At 61.7% G+C, this 13,108-nt stretch carries 6 protein-coding genes and 1 pseudogene; 3 read left to right on the forward strand and 4 right to left on the reverse strand.

What is annotated here, in order from left to right; all coding sequences use genetic code 11:
• Together ABLA28_RS07475 and ABLA28_RS07480 are read right to left on the reverse strand one after the other, a co-directional pair.
• Window positions 1-336, reverse strand: a 336-nt coding sequence (locus ABLA28_RS07475) for a hypothetical protein (RefSeq protein ID WP_347713135.1), incomplete at its 3' end; no start/stop codon positions are given.
• A 396-nt stretch (window positions 337-732) separates the two neighbouring features.
• Window positions 733-3,699, reverse strand: a complete 2,967-nt coding sequence (locus tag ABLA28_RS07480; RefSeq protein ID WP_347713136.1) for a right-handed parallel beta-helix repeat-containing protein — start codon at window positions 3,697-3,699, stop codon at window positions 733-735.
• Between the two features lie 676 nt (window positions 3,700-4,375).
• On the opposite strand from ABLA28_RS07480, the gene ABLA28_RS07485 reads away from it, so the two are divergent.
• The 3 genes from ABLA28_RS07485 (at window position 4,376) to ABLA28_RS07495 (ending at window position 12,095) form a co-directional block, all read left to right on the forward strand.
• Window positions 4,376-6,940, forward strand: a complete 2,565-nt coding sequence (locus tag ABLA28_RS07485) for a hypothetical protein (RefSeq protein ID WP_347713137.1) — start codon at window positions 4,376-4,378, stop codon at window positions 6,938-6,940.
• Window positions 6,941-7,089: 149 nt separating this feature from the next.
• Window positions 7,090-9,981: a right-handed parallel beta-helix repeat-containing protein gene (locus ABLA28_RS07490; protein WP_347713138.1), complete on the forward strand. Its 2,892-nt coding sequence runs from the start codon at window positions 7,090-7,092 to the stop codon at window positions 9,979-9,981.
• Complete coding sequence (locus ABLA28_RS07495) at window positions 9,978-12,095, forward strand: S8 family serine peptidase (RefSeq protein ID WP_347713139.1); 2,118 nt, start codon at window positions 9,978-9,980, stop codon at window positions 12,093-12,095. The genes ABLA28_RS07490 and ABLA28_RS07495 overlap by 4 nt, the downstream gene beginning before the upstream one ends.
• Before the next feature lie 108 nt (window positions 12,096-12,203).
• On the opposite strand, the gene ABLA28_RS07500 is transcribed toward ABLA28_RS07495, so the two are convergent.
• On the reverse strand, window positions 12,204-12,836 hold the full coding sequence (locus ABLA28_RS07500) for a class I SAM-dependent methyltransferase (RefSeq protein ID WP_347713140.1): 633 nt from the start codon (window positions 12,834-12,836) through the stop codon (window positions 12,204-12,206).
• A 65-nt stretch (window positions 12,837-12,901) separates the two neighbouring features.
• Window positions 12,902-13,108, reverse strand: a pseudogene (locus ABLA28_RS07505) (hypothetical protein); the annotation flags it as partial.

A 13,108-nucleotide genomic window follows, 5' to 3' on the forward strand; every position in this document is an offset into this window, starting at 1 on the left:
TGTAGCTCCGTCTCGTGGGCTCGGAGATGTGTATAAGAGACAGGGGGAAGCCTCCTCCGTCCGCCGCCGGAGCTCGGAAACGGGGACCGATGTCGCCAACACGACAAGAAAGGCCGTAAGGACCGCGCGGGACACGAACATCCCCCTTCGGCGGCGCGGTAAACGACAGGGACCGAGCGAGGACCATACGTCCCGGCGCAGGGTCTCCAGGTCGGCCCGGGCACACTCGGCGTCCATCAGGGCGCTCTCCATCGACCCCGACTTGTAGGAACGCTGAAAGCGCTCCAGCCACCGCACAATGCCGGCCACCCGTTTTTCCATGCCCTCTCCGCCCACTCGTCCCACCTCCGACGGCCTTGGGGAGGGAGCTCCTCCTCAAGCCGATTTTTTACCTCTCTCTCAACAGTATTTTATCCCCCCGCGCCTGCTTTTTATGGCAGCGAGGGCGAAAACCGGCCGAATCCGCCAGGCGTCCCGTTCGGGTCCGTCCGCATCCGGCCGCATCATGAAAACGCGTCGCCCGCCGACGCAAAAGACCGGGATCGTGCCGATTTTACCATAAAGAACGCCGGACGCCCTCCGGTATCTCCACGCAGATGCGGGTCGTCCCAAATGCGTTCGCTCACCCCCGTGGATTCCGTGGAACAGATCTCGTGAAAGGATAGTCAAAAGGGGCGGCGGCTTCGACAAGCCGCCGCCCCTTTTGGGCTCAATGGAATCGGCAATATGACGCTATCTTCCGCGGCGAATGACGAACGCCGACAGGGCGATCAGAGCCGAAAAACCCAATCCCGCCTCGCAGCCCCCGCCGCCGGATTTATTTTGCTGCGGGCTCTGGTTCCGCTGCATCTTGCTTATGGGGATGCCGGCCTCGGGAAGGGAGACCGAGTGGATCTTCGAGTCGCCCTCCAGGCGGTATTGAAGGGCCGTAATGGCCGTGTTGGACAAATTGCCCTCCAATACGTTGCCCGTCAGTTTCAGGCCATAGCGGCGGGGCGACCCGCCGAGCGCCGCATCGCTCTCGGCGACCGCAAGGGCGAGGCTGGCCTTCTGCCCCCCCAGAGAGAGCTCCGTCCGCAGGGTGCCCTCGACGATATCGCGCATCCTCGAGCTGAAGAATGTTATCGGCTGCTGCGCCTCGATGGAGGTTGTGAGCGTGAAGCGCAGGGTCCCCGGCTTTCCGGACTCGGGAACGACCTCGGCGACCCACCTCTCGGGGCTGATGGGAATATCGGGCAACGTCGCCGAAGGAGGAACATCCGAGGATTCCGGGGGCAGAGGCTGATTCGGGGCCGGAGATGGGGATGGAGACGGAGCCGGCTTTTCCGGATCGGGCTTTTGAGGCTCGTTGGGCTTGGGGTCCGAGGATTCTGGAGGATTCGACGCCGACGTCTTGAACGAAACCAAGAGTGTGTGAGCCGCCGTCACGTTGTCGAGCGCATACCTGTAGCCGCTCTTCCCCGCGGCATCATTGACGTCGGATCCGTTGTCCGTCAGCGTGCCGATGACGAAGCCCGGATTGGCCGTGACGTCGAACGCGAGACTGTCTCCCGACGCCACCTCCGTCTTGAATGGAGAGATGACCGCAGCGCCCTTGTGCTTCACGCTTCCCCCCGCATTCCAGGAGACCTGGACGATAAACTTCATCGGAACGACGGGGGCCGACGCCCTGAACGTCACCAAAAGCGTATGAGCCGCCGTCACGTTGTCGAGTGCGTACCTGTAGCCGCTCTTCCCCGCGGCATCCTTGACGTCGGATCCGTTGTCCGTCAGCGTGCCGATGACAAAGCCCGGATTGGCCGTGATATCAAATGTGAGACCGTCTCCCGACGCCACCTCCGTCTTGAATGGAGAGGTGACCGCAGCGCCCTTGTGCTTCACGCTCCCGCCCGCATTCCAGGAGACCTGGACGGCAAATTTCGTCGGAACGGGCACAGGCTGCTGCATAAACTCGTAGGCGCCGATGTCCGGTTTCGCATCCGTGCGTTTATAGCCCCGCTGGTCGACGCTCACCAGATCCCGAATATTGGCGGGCAGCCCCTCCAGGGTTCCCGCATTGACGGCAATACTGCCCGAGGGCAACGCGTGAGTTTGGGTCGGTCCGCCGTTGTCCTTTAGGCCCTCCAGCTTCGGGTCCGCGCTGGTGACGCCTGCGCCCCCCTCCGTCCAACCCTGGATGACGCAGTTCTTCAACGTCAGATTGACATGATTTGCGTCGGTCATCTCCGTGCCGTTGTTCCAGAGGATGCAGTTGATCACCGAGGGGGAGCTCCTCTCGCCGTTATAGATTCCCCCGCCGCCGCCCTTTCCGCTGACCCGATTTCCGAAGAAAGTGCAGTTGACTATGGCGGGCTTGCTGTTCTCCTTGTTGTACACTCCGCCTCCAAGCCCTCCATAGGGCGCCTCGCCCTCCTCGGCCGAGTTCCCGGAGAAGGTGCAGTTGACCACGGTCGGCTCGCTTCTGCCCTGATTGAACATCCCGCCTCCCTTGCCGTTGGCCCCATTGGCCTTGTTCCCGGAGAAAACACAGCAACTCACGGTCGGCGTGCTGCGATCGTCGTTGTACATCCCGCCCCCGCTGCCATCGCCGGCATCATTTTCGGAGAAGGTGCAGTAGGCAATAGTCGGCCTACTGGTGCCCTTGTTGTACATCCCGCCGCCATATCCCTTTATGGCCTCGTTTTTGGAGAAGGTGCAGTAGGTGACGACCGCCTCGCTCTTCTCGGCGTTGTACATCCCACCGCCGGAGCTGAACGCTATCGCAGTTCGGTTCCCGGAGAAGCTGCAGTGGAAGATAACCGGCTTCCCGGAGGCATTGTGCATCCCGCCGCCGTGGGCTCGCCCCGAACCGGCCTCGTTTTCGGAGAAAACACAGTGGGTGATGACCGGGTTGCCGCCATCGTTCAGCATTCCGCCGGCGTATCCGGAGTTCCCGGAGAAAGTGCAGCGGGTCACGGTGGGGCTGCTGTAGCTGTTGCACATCCCGCCCGCGCAGCTTACCGGCAAGGACACGTTGCCCGAAAAGGTGCAGTGGCTTATGACGGGATTGCTGCCGTTGTCGTTACACATTCCGCCACCGCTGCCCATATACCGGACGGCCTTGTTGCCCGAGAAGACGCAACGCGTTATAGTCGGGGAACTCTTGACGTTATGCATTCCGCCGGCATAGTTCTTGACTTTCCCTTCCTCTCCGATACCCCCGCAGACCGTAAAGCCATCCAGGACGGCCGCGGCGGTGCAGCCCGAGCTCCGCACCACGGTGTAGCTGTTCTCTCCAACGATGTCCTCGGCCTTGGGCGTGGCGCCGTTCCCGTCCCTCTTGTCATCGCCGTCCAAGTCGCCCGTCAGAACCGTAACGTCGACCTCCGGCCTGCGGGACTCGAGGCTCGTCTCGTCCCCCTTGAACCCGCCATAGAGCTTCACACCTTCCTTGAGGATGAAAGAAGCGTTGCGGTCCTTCTCCCCCGAAGGACGGTAGATTCCTCTGGCCACCCAGAAAACGTCGTCCGCCTCGGATTCCTTGAGCTTGTTTCTGAACCCGCCCTCGTCAAGGGCGTTGCTCCAATCCCCGCCCCCCTTGTCTCCGCCGCCGTTCTGAGTCACGTGATATGTCCTCGCCTCCGCACTTGCGGAAAACACGAGCAGGGACAGCAACAAAACTCCAACACACAACCCGCTCCTTCGGCCTTTCTCGTACATCGACGCCTCTCCTTTACCTTGGGATTTTGGATGAATCCAGGGGATCGCCCCGGAAAATCGCCTCGTGGGCCAGCCATTTCGGCTCTGCAAAAACAGTCTTGTTTTCGAAGATTTATTCGACTTCGTCGTGTACGACGTGAGGTCCGTCGGTTGCGTTTGGCATATTGCGTTCCCTCACGAATTTTTTATGCATCAAACCTACAGCTGTTTTATTTTACTGACTACGAGCTGCTTGTCAACAAAAATGTTTGTTTAAAAAATAATATGCCATTGACTATTCCCAATAGATTAAAAAGACACGTAGATATTTTCACCATTCCTCAGCGCAGCACACCGGAAAAAACGATAGTTCCCCTTCAAAAAACAAGCAGTCAATACAAGATTTCAACGACGATTTCCCTGCATGGCTGCAGAACGAGGGTGCTTGAGCCTCGTATACCGGACGCGCCTCCGGGCTTGACAACGCCCTGAAGCAGACCTATTATCTGTTTGTATGAACAAACAAAAATAAATTCAGATCCTCTCCAATTTGAAGAAGGAGAGGGTCGGGCGGCTGAAGCGGGGGGGCGAGAACCCCGCGAGGCCGCCTCTTGGGGCTCTCCCAAGCCGGACGCACCGGCGGAGGGGAGGAAGGACTACAGGGCGCAGAGGCGCCCGGAAAGGAATGTGTGGAGAAATGCGGAAAAAGGTATTGGCGGCGTTTGGCGTGTTGTTGGCGCTGTCGTTCGCGCTCGCGGGGACGCCTCGTCCCGTCGCGGCGGAACCTCCGGCTCAGGGTCGGATCCCCAACGAGATGAAGGTGGTCCGCACATTCGGCGGAAAGCAGGTAGAGGATTCCTTCAAATTAATGGGGAGCTGTTCGAACCGCCGTATGAACTATCGTCTGATGCAGGTTCTGGAGCGCAATCAGTCCCCGGAGAAGGTCTTTCGCCCCTACGATCTTACCCTGCGGTCGGAATGGCTGTTCGGGTGCGCGCTGAACTTCTTCCAGAGGGAAAAGTACTATGAGGGAACCGACCAGGGCATCTGGCTGAGCTGGCGCTTCGCCATGACCGCGGGGGCTCCGAAGTTCCAGTTCTCGGGGCGGTCACGGTCCTCGGGCGAGCGGTTCCTGTGCACGCCGATCAAGGACGTGGCCGAGGACGTCTTCACGGTTGCCGCGAAATGGAACGCCAAGCTGAGAACACGCTGGATGGCTCTGCGAAACAAGTTGCTCCAGGCGATCCTCAAAGCGGATCATCCGGGGAAAAAATTCGGCGAACTGACCGAGGAAGAGCAGGAAAAGGTATTCAACAAGTTAAACGAGCAAACGAAGGCGGAATGGCCCAAGGAGCTGAAGACCGATGAGGAAAAGGCCCTGGACAAGGAGTACGAGCGACTGAGCGACCTGCTCGAGAGGGTCCTCGAGCAACCTAAGGTTGAGGACTACGAGTACCGGGTCCTGGAGAAGGGCGTTGGGGTCCCGGTCCTCGTCCAGGACGGAAGGCTGCAGACCACGGGAGGGAACCTCGAACTGACGGGGCGGAACCGGGGCCTGACGGAGACGATGCTCTTCAGGCTGGCCCAGACCGCCTCCGGCCTCTGGCAGGACAAGAAGTTCCACGCGGACGACGTGACGGTCGAGACGGGATGGAACGATCCGAAGGTCAAGGAATTTCTGACGGCAGGACTGCGCATCCCCGAGGGTAGGATCGTGCTCGGAGCTGCGGGGTCCCTGACCGCGGAGAAGGACCTGAAGCTGGCCGACGCATGGTTCCGCGTCTCGGCCCTTTCGACGGGAAAGTCCCTGCTTTTCCGCGCCACGGAGAAGATGCTCTCGCCCCGCTATTTCGAGCTCAAGGGCAAGGGGGCGTCCACCGCGGAGGAGGAGACGCGCCTAGCCGGTCTGGCACAGGTCTCGCCCTTCCTGGGAGGCTTCGAGGTCCGCGATTGTCCGAGGGACAAGGGGCTGAACGACGTCCTGTACGACAACTCCCTCGTCTTCGTGGGGAAGGACGGTTCCAAGAAGGTGCTGGAGCTCGGCTCGATCGTCGATGAGCTTGTGAAAAACGCCAACGTCAGCTCCGACACCCTCTTCAACACCGTCGCGGGGTTCCGCGCCGCGCAGTTCGCCTCCCAGGCGTGGAGCGATGGCGTCTTCAAGCCCGCCGATGTCTCCGTCACCGTCGGGCCCATGTTGGGGGGCACGGACCCCGCGGACTTCTGGAAGTCCTTGGGAGTCGCCGACATGGAAACCAGCACGGGGGCCTCGGACAATGGACGGCTTACCGTAAAGATCAAGATCAAGTCCACGGGCGAAACCTGCACGGTCGCGGAGACCGAGGACCTTGGCCGCAGGGATTATGCAAACCTGAAGGCCTATGCGGACAAGATCAGGCCAGCGGCTCAAAAGGAGAAGAAGGGAGCCTCCATCGACTCGCAAACGCTCGCGAAGGGCGGGATGGTCTCGGCGTTCGGGGAGGTCCACGCCATGCACGAGCATACGGGATGGACCGGCGCGCTTCACATCACCGAGGAGAGCATGGAGGAGCTCATCAGCCGGGCGGGAGCGGTGCCCAGCGTCGGCAACTTCGTCGTCTCGAAGACAACGGGAACTCCGGTCCCCCCCACCCCCGGCAATCCGGATACTGAAAAACCCAAGCCCGAGGATCCCAAACCCGAGGATCCCAAGCCGGAAAATCCGAAGCCGGAAACCCCTAAGCCAGAAACCCCCAAGCCCGAGGAACCCAAGCCCGACACTCGGCAGGAGCAGGAACTGGGAGATTTCCTCAAGTCCCCGCAGAACTGGGGTATCAGCGAGACTCAGGTGGGTAATGTCACCAAGGTCGTTTTCACGACCAGCTTCGAGACGAACCTCGGCCTGAAGGGCATGCGTCTGACAACCCAGGGGTTCCGGCAGGGAACGGTGAAGGCCGAGCTGCTTCCCGTTTCCTCGGGAAAGACGAGGACGGCCGCTGCGGCAGCCCGTCGCTACACGCTCAGGGCCTCCGGGGAGTTCGAAACGGCGGACAGGGATAAGGCTGCGATCACGGGTATCCTCTACACGCCCTCCGACGGTTCGGGGGAACGGAGCCTGCCCCTGCCGTCCTCGGGGATTCCGTTGAAGGGGATGAAGAAAACATCTCCTTCCCCCGATACGGAAAAGAAAGGCGGCAGCAGCGGGTGCGACACCGGGCTTCTCTCCTTTGCGGCATTGGCCCTGGTGCCCATGGCATCACGATTCGGGAAAAAAGCGCGGTAAACTCGACCTGAAATTTTTTGAACCGTTGACCCAAGGCGGAAGGCCGTTCCTCCCATCTCCACAGGGCGGCCTTCTGCTTTGTTTCGAGGTGTGTCCGAATCGAAGAGTCTGAGATTCGGGACTATTTCTTCCGAAGGGAGTTCCTGAAAGTGAGGAAGAGTTTTACGATTCATGCTGCGGCGGCACTGGCCTTTGTCTCACTGTTTTTTCCCCACCCCATCGGGGCGGCCGAAAGGGTGCTCCGGGTCACACCGAACGGGGCACCCCTGGAAGCGAATCGGGACGGCTCCTCCTGGGAGCGCGCGTTGGGAGAGAAGGAATTTTCCGCCGCGCTTTCCTCCGCTGGAGCGGGGACGGAGTTCTGGGTGGCTGGCGGCATCTATCGGCCCAGCCTTTCAGGCGATCCGGCGGCGGCGTTCATCCTCGGGGACGGAGTGGCGGTCTACGGAGGATTCAAGGGAGACGAGAAGGACCGAAGCGGGCGGGATCCCAAGGCGCACGTGACGATCCTCACCGGCGACCTCCATAACGACGACGAAAAGGATGGAAGCGGCGCGACGGCCTCCTGGGAGGGCATCACGGGGACTAACAGTACCGTCGTGGTGAAGGGTGCAAAATGCACGGAGAGCACCGTCCTCGACGGCGTGACTGTCACCGGGGGCAGCAACCCGGCGGGCAAGGGCGGAGGATTGAGCCTATCGGGCTCCCCAAGGATATCGAACTGCATCTTTGTGGGCAACCTGGCCAAGTCAGGCGGCGGCATGAGCAGTCGCGAGGGCAGCCCCAGGGTCGAAAACTGCATCTTTAAGAAAAACAGGGCCTCACAGGGGGGAGCCGGCCTGTTCGAGTTCGGAAAGATCGGCAAGGCCGGGGAGTTCGGATCCACGGTGAAGGGCTGTCTCTTCGAGGGGAACTCGGCGGAAGCCTTCGGCGGAGGAATGGGCGTCATGGCGGCGAGCCCGCACATCATTGCCTGCACGTTCAAGAACAACACTGCGGAGAGCAGCGAACAAAGCAAGGTCGATACCCGTGGAGGCGGGCTTTATATCTATTACGACAGTGCTGCCGAGGTGAGGGACTGCACCTTCGTCGGCAACCGGACATCCTCCAAAAACGGCAGGGGGCTGGGCGGAGGGGCCGCTGCCATAGAACGCACCGCGATTTCCCTGTATAACTGCACCTTTTCGCAGAACTACGCATCGAGCTGCGGCGGCGGCTTCTTCCAGTCCGTCGGGTCCCCGGCGCTCACGAACTGCACCTTCTTCAGAAACGAAGCCCCAAGGGGCGGCGGAGCGTATGCGGAAAACGGGATGACCTCCTTCCCCAAGACGGCGCCCGTTTTGACGCACTGTACCTTTTTGAGGAACAAGGGCACGGAGGGCGGCGCCTTCTACGCCGAACAGGGGGTCGAGCCCTTTATCCTGAACGGCATCCTCTGGGAGAACGAGGGCGGGGAGATCGGTTATCACGAAATGGTCGGGAGGTTCCTCGTAAGCCACTGCGTCGTCAAGGGGGACTTCAACTATTCGAGGGCCACTCCGGAAAACGTCGCGTCCGGGGACGCAAAAATTCAACCATTGGCCGACAATGGCGGTTCGACTGAGACCTGCGCCATCGTGGCGGGAAGTTCCGCCGTCGATATCGGCATGAACGGCACGGAGCTGGAGGGGAAATTGCAGAGGAGTTCCCTGTCGAAGATGCAGAAGGAGGGGCTCCTCTCCTGCGTCTCGGCGGACCAGAGGGGACTGAAGCGTTCCGGAAGGGCGGATGCCGGATCCTTCGAGGTAAACGCAACGGTTCCCGGAACGGAGTTCGTCATCTCCGCGGCGGCCGACCTCGGGGGCAGCATCGAGCCCTCCGGGGAGATCTCCGTGAAGAGGGGAACGGATCGCTCCTTCGCCATTCGCGCGGACAAGGGCTTCCAGATCGCCGGCGTCCGGGTCGACGGGGCCCTCCTGCCGGATGCCTCCGGCCGCACGGAGTACGACTATAAGTTCGAAGGGGTCTCCCGCGATCACAGCATATCGGCGGGATTCGAGGAGATACGGTTCACCGGGCTGGAGATCGTGGGCCAGCCGGACACCAGGCTCCATATCGGCGAGGTGCGCACGTTTCATTACCGTCTGATCGGCGACGCCGAGATCGCGACCGTGGACAGGGCCGTTCCATCCTATCGCGGCAAGGATGGCCGCCCCGACACGAAATGGGCTTGGTGGATGGACCCTGTCACAAGCACGGACATTGCCCTGATCTTCAAGCCCCTGGAGGGCATTGTGGACGGGACGTTGACGCTCGATGTGCGGCTCAAGAACGGCTCCCTGCTGTCCGCCTCACTGCCCCTGACCATCCTGTCCGGGAACGCCCCTGCGCCACAGCCACAGCCGGATCCCAAGCCCAATCCGCAACCCCAGCCGGATCCCCAACCGAATCCGAAACCCCAACCGAATCCGAAGCCCCAACCTCAACCCGAGATCTCGCAGGACATCGGTGTGGACGTCCCGGAGAATCCTGCCGGTTGGAACGTGGAAGTCGGAGCTCCCAACGACAGGGGTGAGCGCGGCATCTCCCTCTCCTGCGGCGTGAGCTTCCTCAATCAACCCGTTTCTGTGCGCGTCGACGCCTCGAACTTCGTCAACGGCATAGAGTCCTACAGGCTTGTCAGGGACGGGGAGGGTGCCGGGACCGTCATGTCCGTGACGATGGAGAAGAAGCACAAGTACCGGCTGGAGCTGAACGGACGGGTTCTGGATTCGGAGTTGGACAAGGCGGCGATCAGGGGGATCACCTTCTATTTCGAGGATGGCTCCGCATCCGAGAAGAAGTTCGGCTCGGAGGGGCTGCCCCTTCGCAGCGTCCCTCGCGCCGATTCCACGCCGGAAACTCCCGATAAGAGTGATAAGAGAGGGACGAAAAGCTCCGGGGGCGGATGCAGCTCATTCCCCTTCGCCTTCATCGTTCTCGCAGGCATCCCCTTGTTCTGTCGCAGGCGGGGGCAGTGCACCCCTGTAGATCCGACCCATTCGGGAGGCTTCATGTCATGACGAAAAAATACTTTGCCCTTATCTGCAGCTGCGCGTTCGTGCTTCTGTGCTCAGGCCCCCTGGAAGCGAAACCGGCCAACCCCGGGGAGGTGATCGTTCTGTTCCGCAACAACTCCGGCGAACGCCTGACCCACAGCTCCGCCCTGCGGGGCGTGACCCAGTTCCACGTCGCTGCCGAAGCTGCGGCGGCAGGAGCGCGGGTCGTCCGAACCTATGGGGCGCTCTCGGAGTCCGTGGATGGAGTTTTTGTACTGCTGAACGCAGAGGGCAGAACGACGGAGCAGTTGACGGCATCACTGAAGGGAAACCCCAGTGTCCTTGCCATATCCCCTAACCGCCCCCTGCACGCACTGGAGGAGAAAATCCCCAACGACCCATACTTCGACAAGCTCTGGGGCATGAGGGACATCGACGCGCCGGCTTCGTGGAGCGAGACGACGGGAGACGATTCCGTCCGCGTCGCCGTACTCGATACGGGGATCGCGACCGGACACGAGGACCTGAAGGACAACATCGACACGCTCAACAGCCGCTGTTTCTCGCCCTTCTACGCCGAAGACGCCTACGAGGACGATGCGGGGCATGGCACCCACGTGAGCGGGATCATCGGAGCCGTCGGCGACAATCAGAAAGGGGTCGCCGGGGTCAGCTGGCGAAGTAAGGTCATCGCGTTCAAGGTCCTGGACGCAAATGGTTCGGGCTCGACATCCACCGTCATCAGGGGGCTTGACAGGCTGCTTGGCCTCCTTCGCAGCCAGCCGGCCCTCAAAATTGCGGCGGTCAACCTCTCCCTGGGCGGTTACAGCGCGGAATCCCCCGAGGAGATGGAAAGGGACTCCGCGGAGTGGCGTGCCTACAAGGCGCTGGACGATACGGATCGCATCGTCATTGTCGTAGCGGCCGGGAATGAGGGGCTGGAGGTAGGGGAACCCGCCCCGTTCAGCGACTCGGAGTCTCTCTTCCGGCCCCGTTTCAGGAGAGGGGAGTATTGTTATCCCGCGTCCTTCACGGGGCTGAACAATATGATCGTCGTCGGCGCCATGGCAGAGGGGGGGAAGGGGGCGTATTTCTCCAACTGGAGCCAGACGAAAGTCGACGTGGCGGCTCCGGGAATGAAGATCTACAGCACGACGCCCAAGGGAGTCGAGGGCCCGGGATACGGAAGCACGTATGGACTCTATGGGTTCATGTCGGGAACTTCCATGGCCGCCCCCCATGTGGCGGGAGCGGCCGGGCTGTTGATGTCGAAGTTTCCTACCCTCAAAGCCCACGAGCTCAAGGAGGCCATCCTCAAGGGGGCAAAGCCGAGTGTCAATCCCGTCGCCAAGCCCTTTCCGACAAAAAGCGACTATCAGGGGATCAATCCGAAGGAACAAAAGCTCTCCGCCTATGGCTTCCTCAACGTCAAGGGAGCTCTCGAATGGCTGAATACGCGCTATCCCGAGGTTCCTCCCGACCCGTCGCTCAAGCCCAAACCAGAACCGCAACCCAAACCCGAGCCTCGGCCCGAACCACAGCCGACACCGGAACCGCAGCCAAAGCCGGAACCGCAGCCAAAGCCCGAGCCGCAACCAAAGCCCAGTCCCCAGCTTCCTCAGGAATCCGTGGAGCTCCCCATCGACCCCGCCCGCTGGACGGCGACAATCGGGGTCCCGGACACCCAGGGGTTCTCCAGCGTTTCCCTGATCTGCCCGGTGAGGCTCTCGTCCCAGCCCGACGCCGTATATGCCAGCGCGTCCTCCCATTTTGTAGGCGGCGTCACCTGCAGTCTGGCCTGGGACGGCAACCCGGTCGGGGCGTTCACCTTCCTGGTTCAAACGAAGGAAAGTCAGGAATACCGGCTGAAGCTGGAAGGACGGGTTCCCGCTTCCGCTTTGGACAAGGCTGCGATCTCGGCCGTGTGCTTCCGGTTCAAGGACGGCTCCATGCTGGAAAAGAACCTGGGGTCGGAGGGACTGGCGCTCGGCAGTGTTCCCCGCTCCAACCCCGACCCCGACAACAATCAGCCCGATAAGAAAACGTCCGGGCATTCCGGAGGAAGCGGCTGTAACACGGGATTCGCAGGTCTGATCCTTCTGGCTGCCCTGCCAATTGTCCTGCGCGGAAAACCCTGAAGCCCCGTCCTTTCTCGGAGACGAATCGGCCCCCCTCCTGCGAGGGGGGCCGATTTACCTCTTCCGCTCCAAAAGAAAAGGGACGCGCCGATTGAAACCGGGCCTCCCTCAGTCCGTCTCCTTTCGCCGCGCCTCCAAAACCAGCGCGGCCCCCGTGGGCGAGCACAGGCGCTCCTGCTTCAGGATCTCGAATCCCGAGGTTTCGATCTCGTCCGCCAGCCGTTCGAAGGTCACGGGCTGCTTTCGGTCCTCCACGGGGCCAAAGGCCCTTTGATAGCGCCCGGCCATCGCCATGACCTCGTCGAAGGACATGCCGTCGGTCCCGAAGTCCATAAGCAGCAGGCGTCCTCCCTCCCGCAGCATCCGGCGCATCTCGCGCAGCGCACCCGGCCGGTCGGGAAGGACGTGCAGAATATTGAGGGCCAGCACCGTGTCGAAGCTCTTCTCGCCGAAGGGCAGGTCGAAGAGGTCCGCCCGACGCACCTCCGCGTGGGGCCAGGCCGAGAGCTTCTTTCGGGCCACGCGGCACATGGCCTCCTCCCGGTCCGTCGCCACCAGGCGCCGCGCCTTGGGCACAAAAAGCGAGGTAAAGCCTCCGTCGCCGCAGGCCACCTCCAGGGCGTCGCCCAAGTCCTCCCATTGCAGCATCGTGCGCGCCACCTCGTCGTAAAAAGCCTCGCCCACGATAGCGCGCTGCCGGGCCGAAAAATCCTCCGCAAGGTCCTTCCACTCGAACGCCATAGCACTCACCTCCATGGACGACAGCTTCTGGCCGCCACCCTTTCGTCCAGCACTATCCCTCCAACCTATCCCTTCATCCCCGCTTCCGCGGCATCACGGGCGGAGGGCAGCCCCAGCCAGCTCCGAATGCGGGCGACGGCGCTGCGCCGCAGGCGATACACGTGACTGACGTCCATATGCTGCTCGTCGGCCACAGCCCTGGGGTCCTTTCCCTCGAAAAAGAGGGCCGAGACCACCTCCGCCTCACGTCCCCGCAGGCGGCCGATGATCTC

The organism is uncultured Fretibacterium sp., from assembly GCF_963544685.1.
Classification (GTDB): domain Bacteria; phylum Synergistota; class Synergistia; order Synergistales; family Aminobacteriaceae; genus CAJPSE01.